The organism is Haliea salexigens DSM 19537 (genome assembly GCF_000423125.1).
Taxonomy (GTDB): Bacteria; Pseudomonadota; Gammaproteobacteria; order Pseudomonadales; family Halieaceae; genus Haliea; species Haliea salexigens.
This window is the reverse complement of sequence record NZ_AUHJ01000033.1, coordinates 1-15,758: the sequence shown is the minus strand read 5'-3', so window position 1 is coordinate 15,758 and position 15,758 is coordinate 1. Positions and strand designations below refer to the sequence as shown.

The window sequence follows — 15,758 nt, the reverse complement described above, 5'->3', positions numbered from 1 at the left end:
AAGCGCGTGACGCCGCGTTCGGAGATCACCGCGATGTTTCCTTCATGGGCCTCGACTATGGACTTGACGATAGCCAGCCCCAAGCCAGCACCTTCGCTTTGGCGTTGCCGGGAAGGATCGACCCGGTAAAACCGGTCGAAAATCCTGAGCAAATGCTCGGCTGGAATTTCTGGCCCCGGATTCTGTACGCTGAGTAACGCCCTACCCTCGCCCGATGAATCCAGACGGATCAGCACACTTCTTCCCACTGGTGTGTGGCGTATTGCATTGGACAGCAGATTGGACAATGCGCGACGCAGCATAGCGCGGTCACCTTGTATAATCGGTGCCTTTCCTTCCAACACCAATTGGATGTGCTTTTCCTCCGCCAGGGCCTCGAAAAAATCGAACAGCTCGCGCACTTCCCGAGCCAGATCCAGCGGTTCCCAGACAGGCTTGAGCAGGCCGTGTTCGCTCTGGGCCAGCCAGAGCATGTCGTTGACCATTTTGGTCAGGCGCTCCTGTTCTTCAAGATTCGAGTAGAGCAGTTCGCGATATTCTTCCAGGCTTCTGGACTTACCCAAACCCACCTGGGTCTGGGTGATCAGGTTGGTCAAAGGCGTGCGCAATTCATGGGCAATATCGGCGGAGAAATAGGATAGTCGAACGAAGCTGTCTTCCAAGCGGCCAATCATATGATTAAAGGAACAGACAAGGTTTTGCAGTTCCCGGGGAACGGTGTTAGGGTCTAGACGCACATGAAGGCGATCCGCCTGAATATCACTCATTGTCGCACTCAGCTCGCGCAAGGGCGCGTGCCCCTGGTGCACGCCATACCAGGCCGCCAAGAGAGTCACCGCGCCTGCCAGCACCATAATCATCCACAAACTGCGCCGAAAATTTTCCAGAAAGTGGATATGGAAATCCATATCGATAGCAGCAACGATGCGATAATTCTGGTCTTCAATGCGGGTATGCGTGATAGTGCCACGGTAGGTTTTGCCATCAGTTTGCCAGGTATAAAGATTGTCTACCTGAATACGGCTCACAGGAGAATAGGTGTTTTCTTGTGGCGAAGGTCCACCCTCCTCAGGACCATAGACCAAACGTCCCGCATCATCCCACACTTGAAAGTAGACACCATGGTGACCAGAAACAGCTCGCGCAAGGGCGCCCTCCGGTGCCGAGTCCTGATCTTTCGCCGATTGTAGAGCGTCTTCAACAGCACGAGTAATCACCACCAACTCGTCGGCATCCTGTTCAGCAAAATGGCGCTCTACTTCATTCAGCACGAGATAACCGATCATCAGTAAACTGAAACCGATAGCCATCGCGACAAACAGCATCACCCGGCTGTTGAGTGACAGTGGTCGTCTCCGGGCGAGACTAACTTTCGTCATGGTCGTCCTCGACCTCCAGCTTGTAACCCAAGCCGCGCACAGTGTGAATCAGCTTGGGTTCATAATCGTCATCGATTTTTGCCCTTAGGCGCCGTATGGCCACGTCAATGACATTGGTGTCGGAATCGAAGTTCATGTCCCACACCTGGGAGGCGATCAAGGAGCGCGGCAGTACTTCGCCCTGTCGCCGGACCAACAGCTCCAGCAAACAAAACTCCTTGTGGCTGAGATTGATCTTGCGGCCGGCGCGCGTGGCCCGGTGCCGCGGCAAATCCAGGGTGAGGTCGGCGACTCTGATCTGATCCGTCATCACCGGCACCGCACTGCGGCGCAACAGAGTGCGCACCCGGGCCAGCAGTTCCGCAAAAGCGAAGGGCTTGACCAGGTAATCATCAGCCCCCAATTCAAGGCCTTTAACGCGGTCATCCACGCTGTCGCGGGCGGTCAGGAACAGCACTGGTGTCTGACGGCCAGCCTCGCGCAACGACTGCACGATTCGCCAGCCGTCAACATCCGGCAGCATGACGTCCAGCACCAGCAAATCAAAGGTCTCGGTCATCGCCAAATGATGGCCGTCGAGGCCATTGCGCACCAGCGTGACCAGAAAGCCCGCCTCGGTCAGTCCCTGCTGTAAATAATCGCCGGTCTTGATTTCGTCTTCGACCACCAATAGCCGCATCGTTGCACTGCTCCGTATGTTCAGAATGGGTTTGGAAACAGCCTAAACCTGGCTAACCCACAAGAAGATGACGACTAGATTACAACTTTGTCATTTTGAAGTCATGCGGGTGACAGGCTCGGCTCGCTAGTATGCGGAGTCAGAACGTGGAACAACCATCACTTATTCGAAAAGAGATTGACTCATGACCCATGGTTTCCCCCGACCCAAGCAGCCCTGGCAGCTTAGTCGCCGCCGCTTCGTGCAGGGCCTGGCAGCCGGTGGCGTGCTGGCCGCCACACCGTCCTGGTTGCAGGCCGCCGCAAAAGGCGCGACCGCGCTGGGCTCGGCACCGGTACTCAGCGGCCGTGAAATCGACCTGGTAATCGCCGCAACACCTGTCGATTTTACCGGTGTCACACGTATGGCTACCACCATCAACGGCTCCATTCCGGCACCGACGCTACGGCTGCGCGAGGGCGATGACGTCACCATCCGCGTCACCAACCGATTACCTGTTTCTACCTCTATTCACTGGCACGGCATCTTGCTGCCCTATCAAATGGATGGTGTGCCGGGGATCAGCTACCCAGGCATCGCACCGGGAGAAACCTTTGTTTACCGCTTTACCCTCCGCCAGAGCGGCACCTATTGGTACCACAGTCACTCCGGCTTTCAGGAGATGACCGGGATGTACGGCGCCCTGATCATTGAGCCGCGGGCAGGCGAAAGACACCGTGCCGACCAGGATTATGTGGTGCAGCTGTCCGACTGGACCGACGAAGATCCAATGCATACCTTCAGCAAGCTGAAAGTACAAAGCGATGTCTACAACTTCAATCAGCCCACCTTTTTCGATTTCACAGCCGATGTTTCAAAGATGGGCTTACAGGCAGCCCTGGAAAAGCGCCAGATGTGGAACCAGATGCGGATGAACCCGACCGATCTGGCGGACCTGTCGGCGGCCACCCTCACCTTCCTAATGAATGGCACCACCCCGGCGGGCAATTGGAGCGGGTTGTTCCAGCGCGGTGATCGCGTACGGCTGCGGTTTATCAATGCCGCCAGCAATAGCTTTTATGATGTTCGCATTCCCGGTTTGAAGTTAACGGTGATCCAGGCAGATGGCCAGGATGTCGAGCCGGTCACTGTGGATGAATTCCGCTTTGGCCCCGGCGAAACCTACGATGTCATGGTCGAGCCACAGGACGACGCTTATACGATCTTCGCCCAGAGCATGGAACGCAGCGGTTACGCCCGCGGCACCCTGAGTGTGCGGCAAGGTTTAACAGCGCCTGTGCCAGAACCCGATTCGCCCGAGTGGTTAACCATGAAGGATATGATGGGAGCAATGGGTGGTGGCGCCATGGGCCACGACATGATGAAAATGGACTCCATGGGCCAAACCAAGATGGATCATTCCCAAATGTCCGGCGGTATGGCCATGGACCACAGTATGCACGGCATGCAGCAGGGTTCTGAGAACCCGCTTGCCAAACCTTCATCTACCATACACCACGCCCGAACCGAATACGGGGCTTCGGTTGACCAACGGGTGGATACGCCAAGTACCAATCTCGACGACCCCGGTATTGGCCTGCGCAACTTAAGCCAGCGTGGGCTGCGCCCACAGGGACACCGCGTGCTGACGCTGGCCGACCTGAAATCCATCGACGGTGTACTGGATGACCGCCGCCCGCCAGCGAGGGAGCTGGAACTACACCTCACCGGCAATATGGAACGCTATAGCTGGTCCTTTGACGGACTGGAGTTCGGCAAAAGCACACCGGTCTCCCTGCGCCACAATGAGCGCGTTAGAATCATTCTACAAAACGACACCATGATGACCCACCCCATGCACTTACACGGTATGTGGAGCGAACTAGAAACTGCCCAGGGCGAATTGCGGGTTCGCCGCCATACCATTCCAGTGCAACCGGCTCAACGTATCAGCTACCTGACTACACCTCACGATTTGGGTCGTTGGGCCTGGCATTGCCATTTGCTGTTTCATATGGATGCGGGCATGTTCCGCGAGGTGGTGGTGTCATGAGGCTGATTGCGATAAAACCCCTGACTATTCTGGCTTTTACTGTCGGTGCTTTTCCGGTGAATACCGTACTGGCGCAAATGGATCACAGCGAAATGCAAATGCAGGGCGGCAGCGCTCCTGCCGATGCCCGCGATCCCCATGCTTATTCCGACGGTTACACCTTGACCGAAGGGCCCTATGCACAGCCGGGGTCACGGCAACTGAAACTGGCGGACGAACACGCTTTCTGGTCCATTCTGGGTGATCGCCTGGAGTATCAGGAAGATAGCGATAGCACGGTTTACGATGTCCAGGCCTGGTATGGCACCACCTACGACCGCTTTGTCATCAAAGCGGAGGGTGATATCGCAGACGGCACGCTGGAGGAGAGTTCAACCGACCTGTTGTGGGGCCATGCGCTTAATGCCTATTTTGACACGCAGCTCGGCGTTCGACTCGACCAGTATAACGAAGGTAAGGATCGCCAGTGGCTCGCGTTCGGTGTCCAAGGCCTGGCGCCCTACTGGTTTGAGCTGGATGTGACTGCCTATGTGGGCGACGACGGTCGGACCGCTCTCTCCGCCGAAGCCGAGTACGAGTTGCTGCTGACACAAAAACTCATCCTTCAACCCAGAGCAGAACTCAACCTGTACGGCAAGGATGACGCTGAAAATGGCCTGGGCTCGGGTCTCTCGGATCTCGCGGTGGGCTTACGCCTGCGTTACGAATTCAGCCGTCAATTCGCTCCCTATATCGGTGTGGAATGGACAGACACCTATGGTGACACAGCCGATTACCGCCGCGCAGCGGGCGAAGATACCTCAGATACCCAATTCGTTGCCGGATTGCGGTTCTGGTTCTAACCATGGGCACATGCCTATCTCCATCACTTTTTCTTCAAGAGGAACACCGCTATGAAAACCAAACGCTTCACGCCCATCATCGCCCTCGCCGCTCTGGGCATCGCTTTATCTGCACAGGCCCATGATCCTAAAGAGCACATGAAAGACGCTGAAAAACCGGATTGTGCAGCCATGAAAAATATGGATCACAGCAAGATGGATATGAATGATCCCGTGATGCAAGCCATGATGAAACAATGCATGAATGACATGCATCATAACGACTCTGAAAAGGATCAAGCGCAGGCTGATCATCAGGACAACGAAAAAAGCTCAGGCGAGCAACATTCAGAACACCAACACTGATCAACCCAAGGAGTTTTCATGTCGGCGCTCACCACCTTTATCAAGAGTCTGGTCATTACCGCTGTCATCGTGCTGGTGGGTGGTGGGCTGTTTCTCTATTCAGGTCTCTACCCCATGGGAGCCGATGTACCACACAATCGGCTGACCTACTGGCTGCTGGAAACCTTGCGTGAACGTTCAGTTGCCCGCGCTGCCAGTGATATTAAGCTTCCTGGCGACCTAAACGCACCGGAGCGGTTATTGGCAGGTGGCGCCGACTACAATGATATGTGCGCCGGCTGCCATCTGAAACCCGGAAAAACCCAGAGTGATTTCACCCTGGGACTGTATCCCGCACCACCCAATCTAACTCTAGCCGGTGATAAACATGGGCACGAGCATGCCGATAACACCGAAAATGACGACCCGGCCATTAAGCGACAATTCTGGATTATTAAACACGGCATCAAGGCCTCGGGTATGCCCGCCTGGGGACCGGGGCACGATGATGAGCGCATCTGGAACATGGTGGCATTCCTGCAGCGATTGCCGAGACTGACAGCAGAGCAGTACCAAATATTAACAGCGCGCAGTAACTCTTCAGTGGAGCATGGCCACTAAAATGAGTGGGCATATTTCTGAATATCAAACAGAGGATAAATCGACAAAAAGATCTTCACATAGTTTTCAGGCGGTTGCTTTTTTACAAACCATTGACGCACAGAGCATCAGGGACGTTGATACACAATAGAGACCACGCCCATGCAAATTAAAACCCTGGAAGATGTCCTGCACTGGACCACCGCGTATCACGAGCTTTTGAGTGACAGTATAGCTCATGCCGTCGAACGGGCGGAAAATGGTGCCGTCAGTTTGTTGCTGGATTACCTGGCAAAGCACGAAAGCACGCTAGCTCAATTGATCCGTCTCTTGGAGCAAACAGCGGACGCTAAAACGTTGAGCACGCTCTGTTCCGAATATCTTGACTCACGCCCTGTTTTTCAATATCACCAGCGCAATGAAGATCTCGCTGAACTTACAATTAATGACATTGCGACAAAACTGGTACGCGAGCACCAGCAACTTATCGAGCTATACCGTTTCCTGTATTGGCGGGCCGAAACCGGATCGGCACAGGATCTTCTTAAACAGCTGCTGATGCTGGAAGAACATCAGGCCATGAAAATGAATCAGGCGGTCAACCGTTCGTAAAGGTCCCGAGTCGAGGTATCTTGCTGTGGCGTTGACGGCATGCTCTTCCTCGACTTCAGTGGCAGATCATTAAAGACTGAGGGCCGATGCCATGCGCTATGTTCCTTTGCTGCTCATTGTTGTTTTACTGGCTGCTTCCGCAGTTTTACCCTTTATCGCGTACCGTCCCAGCCATCACTGGAGCATCGTGGTTTTACTGCTCATCGCCACCATCGGGATCTGGGATTTTCTTCAACGCCGACATACCCTGCTTCGCAACTATCCGTTGATTGGCCACTTCCGATGGCTGGCAGAAGCGATACGGCCACAGGTGCGTCAATATTTCGTCGAATCGGATACCGACGGTCGACCATTTGACCGCAACGAGCGCTCGGTGGTTTACCAGCGCGCCAAGAAAACGGCGGGCGTTGTGCCGTTCGGTACCGAACTCGATGTCACGGCAGAAGACTATGAGTGGATCGGTGCTTCCTTGGCTACCCCGGGTGACGTCTCCCCGTCACCACCCCGCGTGATGGTCGGCGGACCCAAGTGCTCACAACCCTACTCTTGCTCTGTTTTCAATATCTCGGCCATGAGCTTTGGCGCTATCGGACAAGCGGCAATACGTGCCCTGAACAAGGGCGCCGCCATGGGCGACTTCGCCCATGACACCGGTGAAGGTGGCATCAGCGATTATCACCAGGAGTTTGGCGGCGATCTGATTTGGGAAATCGGCACTGGCTATTTCGGGTGTCGCGATCGCAAAGGCCGGTTCGATCCCAAGCGATTCGCTGCCCAAGCCACCCTGCCCCAGGTCAAAATGATAGAAATCAAGTTGTCCCAAGGAGCCAAGCCCGGCCATGGCGGCGTCCTCCCCGCCGCCAAGGTCACCTCGGAGATCGCCAGGGCGCGGGGTGTCGATGAACACCTCGATTGCCTCTCCCCAGATCATCACTCGGCATTCACCACGCCGCGGGAGATGATTCACTTTGTCAGTGAACTTCGGGAACTTTCCGGTGGTAAACCGGCCGGCATTAAGCTCTGTATCGGCCATCGCTGGGAGTTTCTGGCCATTTGCAAGGCGATTGTGGCGGAAGGTGTCGGACCGGATTTCGTCGTAATCGACGGTGCAGAAGGGGGCACCGCGGCCGCCCCCATGGAGTTTCCTGACCATGTCGGCATGCCCTTGCGCGAAGGTCTGGTGTTTGCCCATAACGCATTGCTCGGTTACGACTTGCGCGATCAGATTCGGCTGGCGGCGAGCGGCAAGATTATTACGGGCTTTCGATTGGCTGCAAACCTGGCGTTGGGTGCCGACTGGTGCAATTCGGCGCGGGGGTTTATGTTTGCCTTGGGCTGCGTGCAGTCACTGAAATGCCACACCAACCGTTGCCCCACCGGTATCACCACCCAAAGTCGTGCTCGACAACGCGGTCTGCATGTCGAGGAAAAGTCACACCGAGTGGCGAACTTTCACCGTGAAACTGTCGCGGCACTTGTCCAAATCCTGCGAGCCGCCGGGGTTTCATCGCCCGCTGAACTCCAGCCCCATCATTTGTCTCGGCGCTTGTCGGCTACGAACATTCAACGTCTTGACGAGCTTTACCCCTCCCTGTCGCAGGGCAGTCTCCTGGGCAATCCGCCCCCCCATTGGGCCGCGGATTGCCGGGAAGCCAGTGCAGACAGCTTCCTACGCTCTTTATAAGCATTTCGTAGATATCAGCTGTACTTTCAAACTGTATTGCTCTATTGACAGCCGCCTGAGAAAAATGAGCCAACGTATCATCAGATATACGTCATCCGTCAACCCTCCGATAGGAAGGTAATTCATACCGCACAAGCAAAACCCAGAAGCCTTCGTTTGTTGCAAATTTGTCCGAAATATTTACCCAGATTGTAATCTGACAGAACTGTAATCTGACAGAACTGTAATGGTATTAATAATGATTATCATTTATAGTCGTTGTCAGCACTAAGCACCAAACCAATCACTTTTAGCGTAAGAAACAAATTTAACGGAAAGACATGACCATGAAAAAATCAGCGATAAGCGTCGCCTTCCCGGCAGCCATGTGCAGTTTAGCCGTCGCGGCCGCTCCAGCTCCCCAACAAAAGGAAGCTAATCCTTACCTAGAAACCATTACAATCATTGGTTCTCGGGAACAGGCCCAGAACATTGCCGGTTCTGGTGCGGTTATTGACGAGGAACAACTACGCATTGAGGCTGCCACTGACATCAACCAGTTGCTGAAGACCATACCCGGCACCTATATTCGGGAAGAAGACGGCTTCGGCTTGCGTCCCAACATCGGTATCCGCGCTGCGGGTTCCGAGCGCTCCAGCAAGGTAACGTTGCTGGAGGACGGCGTGTTGATCGCCCCCGCACCTTACTCCAACCCTGAGGCCTACTATTTCCCCACCACGATGCGCATGAGTACGGTGGAGGTCCTCAAAGGCGCACCCCTTCTGCGTTACGGCCCCCAGACCACCGGCGGTGTCATCAATATGGTCAGCACACCGATTCCTGAGGACTACTCAGGCAGCATCACGGCGGTGGCAGGTGAATACGGCAGCCGTGACATAAATGCCCATTATGGTGGTAAAAGCGGTAATTTCGGCTGGCTGGTAGAAACCGTCCAGCGGAAATCCGACGGTTTTAAGGACATTGACCGCAGCGACAGGGACGCTGACTTCGATATTGAGGACTACGTAGTCAAGTTGGGCTGGGAAGGCGACAAGCAGCGACTGCTTTTCAAAGCGCAGTATTCCGATGAAGTCTCTAATGAGACCTACTTGGGTCTTACCGACACCGATTTCGATCAAGACGAGAACCGCCGTTACGGGTTGTCCGCAATCGATCAAATGGACAATAAGCACGAAGGCTACAGCCTGGTCTACAGCCTGGATCTGACTGACCGGATCACTGCCACAACAACCGCCTATTACAACGAATTCACCCGAGACTGGTTCAAGCTGGGCGGTGGCGGCAGTATCGTTTCTGCCGCAAACACTGGCGATGCCACGGCACAGGGTGTTCTCGACGGTACCGTGGACGCCACTGGACTGGAGTACGTACACAATAACCGCTCCTACGAGTCTCAGGGTGTCGAGCTGAATTTTGCCGTCGACATGGATGCCCACCAGTTGGAACTCGGTGGTCGTGTCCATGAGGACGAGATGGATCGCTTCCAACCTATTGAGGTTTACGACCAGATCAACGGCAGCCTGGTATTCCAAAACGTAGTCCAGCCCACGGGAAGCAACAACCGTCTGGAAGAGGCCGAAGCGCTATCTTTATGGATAACGGACAACTGGCAGGTGACCAAAGCCCTGCGCCTTAATCTGGCGTTGCGCTACGAGGACGTGGAAACCGCCCGTGAACAATTCAACGATCCGGCGCGCACCCTGTTAGGCAGTAAACGCGGCAATACCACCGACGCGTGGCTGCCTGGGGCCTCCTTCACCTATGACCTAAACGAGAGCTGGCAAGTGCTGGCCGGCGTGCATAGGGGCTTCTCGCCCCTCGGTGGCGGCGCCCAGGAATTCGAGGAACCGGAAATCAGCATCAACTACGAGGGCGGTGTGCGTTACAACGGCGCCCCGCTGTTCCTGGAAGCCATCGGTTTTTACAGCGACTTCGAAAACAAGACGGAAAACTGCTCCCTGGCCAATCCCTGTAGCAACGGTGCCACCTCCGGCAGCTTTGCCACCGGCGAGGCGGAGGTCACGGGGCTGGAACTGCAGGCTGGTACGGCCTTCACCGCCGGCAGTATCATTGTGCCCGTGAACCTGGCCTATACCTACACCAAGGCGGAGTTGAGCAAGGACAACCCGGCAGAAGGCTTCCAGGACGGCGACACCCTGGCGGACATCCCGGAGAACACCTTCAGCCTGCGGGTCGGCCTGGAAAACCAAAATGGCTGGAACAACTATGTGGTAGCCAAGTATATCGACGAGATGTGCGTCTCCGTGGGCTGCAACCGCGCTGGCGGTCGGTTCGAAGAAACGGAATCCCTGTTCGTGGTGGATTTCATCAGCCGCTATGCCCTGAATCCAAAAGCGGTCGTATTCCTGAAGGTGGACAACCTGCTCGATGAGCAATCCATCGTGTCGCGGGTGCCAGACGGCGCCCGCCCGAACAAGCCCCGTACCGCCTATGTTGGCGTGGAGTATAATTTCTGATCTAGCGTGTCTTTCAAAATGGCTACCTAAACACATAAGGGGACAAATTTGAAAACTGTAAAACTGCAAATGAAACATATGCTGGCGGTATTGATCTTTCTACCCATAATTGCCGAGGCCCACTCGTCAGATAACCCGGTGGACGACATCGCCAAATACGATCAAACCGTCACCAAACGGCAGTCCGAATTTAAACAATCTCAGCAGACTGAAGAAAAAATACAGAACTTGCAAGATCAGATCAGCGCCCTCGAAAGCAAAATTCTCACCCTGAGAAACTTGATGGCCAGCGACTACCCTCATATCAAGGAAAAGATGAGCAAATACAAATTCGACTATATGGAAAGCGTTGACGACACCTTGGTACAGCTCAAAAAAGTGATAACGCAAACTGATACCTTGCTCAATCAGTGAAACATCGCGCTTCTTGAGTAACTACAGCGCCAATAAGGGAGTCAGGAGTTATCGCTAACAAATCGAACCGTCTTTTTTCACCTGTTGCCCTCGGCGCCATTCTAACCATGGCGTTATGGGCTATTTGCTACCCACTCATCACTCTCAGCCTGCCCTATGCGCCAATTATGCTAACCGCATTTATCAGAGCAGCGATGGCAGGCTGTACTTTGATTCTTATCGCTGTTCTTTTGGGTCGACCTGCTCCCAAAGGCATTAAAGAGTACGGTTACATCCTGGCTATTGGTATCACAGCGACCAGTATTGGCTTCTGGGGCATGTTCTACGCGGGCAGTTTAATTACACCTGGCCTGGCAACCGTGCTCACCAATACGCAACCACTGATTGCCGGTATTCTTGGCTGGCACCTTTTAAACGAGCGCATCGGAAAACAGGCATTACTGGGCACACTACTCGGATTTGCCGGCATCGTGGTCATCAGCGCGGAAAGCCTGCTGGCAAAGGAGAGCCAACCATTAAGCGGTGTTGTTTTTGTTGTCATAGCGGCTACAGGGATAGCAAGCAGCAATATCCTGTTGAAGAAAGCAGCCAACAGCATCGATATTCTTTTCGCCATGGGTTTCCAATTACTACTGGGATCAATACCCTTGGGCTTGTTGATGTTGCTTCAAGCCCCCTTGCCATCCCTGAATTTGAACTGGGAGTACACCTGGATATTACTCACACTGGCAATACCCGGTACGGCACTACCGTTTATTGTGTGGTTTTGGCTAATGGACAAGGCACCGCTTTACAAACTCAATGTCTATAGTTTTTTAACACCCGTGTTTGGATTGTATTTCGGCTACGCCTATTTTTCTGAAACGCTATCGCCGGTTCAGTGGCTGGGCATACTTCTGATTATAGGAGCAATTCCCATGGTGACCTCGTTGTCCAGAAAGCCGGAAGCATGAGTGAAATTAAGAACAGTTGATTCCTAAGGTAAAACCATGACCAAATCAGAGAAGACAAAACAGCCCTATAAAACACAGCTTAAAAATCTGCAAATTCAGCTCGTCAGGTTGCAGCGCCACATTATCAAGAACGATCTGCAGCTACTGGTCATTTTCGAGGGAAGGGATGCAGCTGGTAAAGACGGCATGATAAAGCGGATCACCGAACATTTAAGTCCGCGAGAGACGCGAGTGGTCGCGTTGGGTAAACCCTCAGAGAAAGATACCAACAGCTGGTACTTCCAACGCTATGCAGCCTTTTTGCCGAGCCGCCAGGAAATGGTACTCATGAATCGCAGCTGGTATAACCGTGCAGGCGTCGAAAAAGTTATGCAGTTTTGTACAGAAGCGGAATACGATCAGTTTCAAAAAACAGTCGTCCCTTTCGAAAAAATGCTCTGTGATTCCGGCATACAAATCATTAAATACTATCTCGACATATCGAAAGAGGAACAGCAACGGAGACTGGAGGATCGAAGAGTAAACCCCCTGAAACAATGGAAAATCAGCCCTATCGACGATACCGCTATCAAACATTGGGATGATTACTCGACCGCCCGCGACGACATGTTACAACACAGCCATAGCGAGCATGCCCCCTGGTATATTGTCAAAGCCGATAACAAAAGGCGCGCCCGCTTGAATGTCATACGGCATTTATTGTCTATTGTTGATTGCCCTGACAAAGATCAACATTTGACGAAAGCAGATGCTAAAGTCGTATTCCAATTTAGCAGGTAATTTATCGAGAATGAAACAGAAGATCTCAAGCCTAAAGCTTAACTTGTAGTGGTCAGTTACTGCCGCCACTACCGAGCCATAACCAGCATCATAGAAGTCAAAAATAGTTGGTATCGGAAAAATACATCACCAATTGGCCACACATGAGGATTTCATTACTCGCTAGAATATTAAAGGAGCTTCGGGAATTGTTACTGCAACCGACGTCGAAATATACCCAATGACAAAATCAACATTGGAATTGCGATGGCGATCAGGCATAAGCTTTCATCCCACAGATCCCTCCAGCCGACACCTTTTAAAAACACACCGATAATAATATCCATGTAATAGCGCAACGGACTCAGGCGGGATAACGCCTGGAGAACGTCTGGCATCGCCTCCACGGGCGTCAGGGTACCCGATAGGAACATCACCGGAAACAACCCAAAAAAAGACAATAACAGGGCTTGTTGCAGGGTTCGGCTATAGGCGGCGATCAGCACCCCAAGAGCAACGGCACTGAGCAGGAAGAATGTATGCGTCCGGTGATTACACCTTGATCGGAGGTGTCCAGTTATACGGCAGCAGCTCATCAAGGTCTGACTGCCGGGCGCTCGGCAAGCGCTCCAGGACGTCGCGCAGATAAGCCTGCGGATCCAGACCGTTGATCTTTGCCGACTGGATCAGGGTCATCACATTGGCACCACGCTGGCCACTGCGTAGTGAGCCTGCGAACAGCCAATTACTTCGGCCAAGGGCCCAGGGCCGGATCTGGTTTTCCACCCAGTTGTTATCGATAGGCAGATTGCCGTCATCCAGGTAGCGAACCAGGGCGGTCCACCGTTTAAGCGTGTAATCGATCGCCTTCGCAGTTCGCGTGCCGTTGGTCAGCTGGGATCGCTGGCCCGTCAGCCACTCGCGCAGATGCGTTATTACGGGCCGCGCCTCGGTGTCGCGCAGCCGCTGCCTCTCCTCTGGCGGCAGGCCGCTGGCCTGTCGCTCAACGTCATAGAGCATGCCGATGTACGATAGCGCTTTCTCGGCGATGGGGCTTTGGTTCCGCTCCAACAGCTCGTGGAACTTGCGTCGGGCGTGTGCCCAGCAACCGACTTCAGTCATGCCCGTGGCGAAGCCGGCCTTGTAGCCAGTGTAATCGTCGCAGACCAGCTGACCGCGCCAGTCCGCCAGGAAGTCCCTGGAGGCCTTGCCGGAGCGCGAGGGCTGGAAGTCGTAAACGACACCTTGCACCGGGGCATAGCGCGTGGTTGCGTAGGCCCAGATGTAAGCCTGGTGTGTTCGCTTCTTGCCCGGCGAGAGCATGGGCACCGGCGTCTCGTCAGCGTGCAGCACCGCGTGCTCAAGCAACTTGCTCCGCAGGTGCTCCACCAGCGGGGTAAGTTCCACGCCACAGCGCCCCACCCAGTCCGCCAGTGTGGATCGTGGCAGTTCAACGCCGGCCCGGGCGTAAATCTGTTCCTGACGGTACAGCGGGAGGTGGTCCGCATACTTGCTGATCAGCACCTGCGCCAGCAGGTTCGTGGTGGGGATGCCCTTGTCGATCACGTGCGGTGCTACCGGGGCCTGCGTGATGGTCTCACATTGCTGGCAGGCCCACTTGCCGCGGATGTGACGTTCCACCGAGAAGCTGCCGGGTTCATAATCCAGCTTCTCGCTAACATCCTCGCCAATCCGGGTCAGGGTGCAGCCACAGTTGCAGGTGGTGTGTTCCGGTTCATGATGGATCTCGGTGCGTGGCAGCTGGGGCGGCAAGGGCCGGCGCTTCGGTGTGCGGGTTTTGGGCTCCGGCCGCGGGCGACTCTCCGCCAGCCGCTCCAGCTCTTGTTCAATGGCCGCCGTGTCTTCGTCAACGAGTTCTTCAAGGAGGTTGTATTGCTGCCGGTTGACGCCTTCGCTGCGTTTGCCGAACCGATGGCGCCTAAGCAGGGCAATCTCGTGGGTCAGCTGCTCCTCGCGCATAGAGTAGCGGCGAATGGCCTCGTCACGTGCAGCAAGCTCGGCGTCCTGCGCCACGAGGCGCGCATCGCGTTCGCCCAATTGCGCCAGCATTTGCTCCGCCATCTGGCGGAGTTCGGTCTCGTTGAGCTGATTGAGATCGATAGGCGCTTGCATGGGAACACTTTGCCAGCACCAGCAAATCGGTGCCAGCAGCAATCATCGGCAATCGTTCTCTGGAACTGCGAGCGGGATTCTGGTGTTATCTAATGTCGGTCCATAAAGTGCCCAGCGCCGGCATGCTGCCAGGGTAAGCCGACCACCAGGGCCTGCAACTGCGGCATATCAATGCACAATGGATCGCCGGTGCGGAGCTGGCTCCAGACGAACCGACCCTGGTGCAGCCGGCGCGATGCCAGCCAGATACCGAAGCCGTCACACACCAGCACCTTCATCCGGTTGGCGCGCTTGTTGGCAAAGACATACGCGCAATGCGGACGTGCTTTGCCAAAGCGGTTGATGACACGTGCCAACGCCGTGTCCGGTCCGGCGCGCATATCCAGCGGCTCGCGGGACAGCCAGATCTCGTCAATCTTGATCACTGAACGAGCGCCTTGAGCCAAGCGACCGAGTGGTCAATCTCACTCAATGGCCACTCGACGGTGATCGGACCGCGCGGCGTATCCAGCCGGATGCTGACAGTGGGCAGAACTCGCGCTACGCTCCGGCTTGGACTGGATTGGTCTTTGGCCGGCATGGGTAGCCGCACAAACTCTCCGGTGTCATCGACAGTCATCAACTGGCGCCACTTGTGTACCAGGTTGAGGTTGAGGCCATGGCGCAGCGCAACTTCGGCCACGGAGGTGTTCGGTTGCTGGCACTCGGCCAACACTCGATTTTTGAACCCCGCAGAGTAGCGACGGCGCCGCTTGATGATCCTTGGGGGAGACGCTTCGTTATCCATATCAGGTGCCCACTTAAGATTAGGTGGGCACCTAGCTTACGCAGTTTGCGGGGCGCGAACAGATGGGTTTACCGGACGGTTAC

16 protein-coding genes are annotated in these 15,758 nt (G+C 54.8%); 10 read left to right on the top strand and 6 right to left on the bottom strand.

Annotated features, from left to right (window positions below; all coding sequences use genetic code 11):
- Together G533_RS0118410 and G533_RS0118405 are read right to left on the bottom strand one after the other, a co-directional pair.
- On the bottom strand, positions 1-1,325 hold a 1,325-nt coding region (locus G533_RS0118410; protein WP_027951204.1), incomplete at its 3' end, for a heavy metal sensor histidine kinase.
- A gap of 40 nt (positions 1,326-1,365) precedes the next feature.
- Positions 1,366-2,058 carry a heavy metal response regulator transcription factor gene (locus G533_RS0118405; protein ID WP_027951203.1) on the bottom strand — a complete coding sequence of 231 codons (693 nt, stop codon included), beginning with the start codon at positions 2,056-2,058 and terminating at the stop codon, positions 1,366-1,368.
- A gap of 184 nt (positions 2,059-2,242) precedes the next feature.
- Between G533_RS0118405 and G533_RS0118400 the strand changes: the two genes are divergently transcribed.
- The 10 genes from G533_RS0118400 to ppk2 all read left to right on the top strand — a co-directional run bounded on the left by G533_RS0118400 (position 2,243) and on the right by ppk2 (position 12,776).
- A complete protein-coding gene (locus G533_RS0118400) occupies positions 2,243-4,090 on the top strand; it encodes a copper resistance system multicopper oxidase (protein WP_027951202.1) in 1,848 nt (615 codons plus the stop codon).
- Positions 4,087-4,932 carry a copper resistance protein B gene (locus G533_RS0118395; RefSeq protein ID WP_027951201.1) on the top strand — a complete coding sequence of 282 codons (846 nt, stop codon included), beginning with the start codon at positions 4,087-4,089 and terminating at the stop codon, positions 4,930-4,932. The genes G533_RS0118400 and G533_RS0118395 overlap by 4 nt, the downstream gene beginning before the upstream one ends.
- A gap of 51 nt (positions 4,933-4,983) precedes the next feature.
- Positions 4,984-5,277, top strand: coding sequence for a hypothetical protein (locus tag G533_RS0118390; protein ID WP_027951200.1), 294 nt, complete (start codon positions 4,984-4,986; stop codon positions 5,275-5,277).
- A gap of 18 nt (positions 5,278-5,295) precedes the next feature.
- Positions 5,296-5,877, top strand: a complete 582-nt coding sequence (locus tag G533_RS0118385) for a c-type cytochrome (RefSeq protein WP_027951199.1) — start codon at positions 5,296-5,298, stop codon at positions 5,875-5,877.
- A gap of 141 nt (positions 5,878-6,018) precedes the next feature.
- On the top strand, positions 6,019-6,468 hold the full coding sequence (locus G533_RS0118380; protein WP_027951198.1) for a hypothetical protein: 450 nt from the start codon (positions 6,019-6,021) through the stop codon (positions 6,466-6,468).
- A 91-nt stretch (positions 6,469-6,559) separates the two neighbouring features.
- A complete protein-coding gene (locus G533_RS0118375) occupies positions 6,560-8,152 on the top strand; it encodes an FMN-binding glutamate synthase family protein (RefSeq protein ID WP_027951197.1) in 1,593 nt (530 codons plus the stop codon).
- 326 nt (positions 8,153-8,478) lie between these two features.
- The gene (locus tag G533_RS0118370) at positions 8,479-10,629 is read left to right on the top strand and encodes a TonB-dependent receptor family protein (protein WP_027951196.1); all 2,151 of its coding nucleotides are present in this window, start codon (positions 8,479-8,481) and stop codon (positions 10,627-10,629) included.
- A 48-nt stretch (positions 10,630-10,677) separates the two neighbouring features.
- Positions 10,678-11,043, top strand: a complete 366-nt coding sequence (locus G533_RS0118365; protein ID WP_144079953.1) for a hypothetical protein — start codon at positions 10,678-10,680, stop codon at positions 11,041-11,043.
- Positions 11,044-11,075: 32 nt separating this feature from the next.
- Positions 11,076-11,996: a DMT family transporter gene (locus G533_RS0118360; RefSeq protein ID WP_338035414.1), complete on the top strand. Its 921-nt coding sequence runs from the start codon at positions 11,076-11,078 to the stop codon at positions 11,994-11,996.
- Between the two features lie 36 nt (positions 11,997-12,032).
- Positions 12,033-12,776: a polyphosphate kinase 2 gene (gene ppk2 / locus G533_RS0118355; protein WP_027951193.1), complete on the top strand. Its 744-nt coding sequence runs from the start codon at positions 12,033-12,035 to the stop codon at positions 12,774-12,776.
- A 191-nt stretch (positions 12,777-12,967) separates the two neighbouring features.
- Here ppk2 and G533_RS0118350 read toward each other — a convergent pair whose 3' ends face one another.
- The 4 genes from G533_RS0118350 to tnpA all read right to left on the bottom strand — a co-directional run bounded on the left by G533_RS0118350 (position 12,968) and on the right by tnpA (position 15,675).
- Positions 12,968-13,351 (bottom strand): ABC transporter permease, encoded by a 384-nt coding sequence (locus G533_RS0118350; RefSeq protein ID WP_084639154.1) that lies wholly within the window; start codon positions 13,349-13,351, stop codon positions 12,968-12,970.
- Positions 13,308-14,888, bottom strand: coding sequence for an IS66 family transposase (gene tnpC, locus G533_RS0118345; protein ID WP_027948883.1), 1,581 nt, complete (start codon positions 14,886-14,888; stop codon positions 13,308-13,310). Before tnpC ends, G533_RS0118350 begins: the two co-directional genes overlap by 44 nt.
- An 89-nt stretch (positions 14,889-14,977) precedes the next feature.
- A complete protein-coding gene (tnpB, locus tag G533_RS0118340; RefSeq protein ID WP_027948884.1) occupies positions 14,978-15,313 on the bottom strand; it encodes an IS66 family insertion sequence element accessory protein TnpB in 336 nt (111 codons plus the stop codon).
- The gene (tnpA, locus tag G533_RS0118335; protein ID WP_035526448.1) at positions 15,310-15,675 is read right to left on the bottom strand and encodes an IS66-like element accessory protein TnpA; all 366 of its coding nucleotides are present in this window, start codon (positions 15,673-15,675) and stop codon (positions 15,310-15,312) included. Before tnpA ends, tnpB begins: the two co-directional genes overlap by 4 nt.
- Positions 15,676-15,758 lie beyond the last annotated feature (83 nt).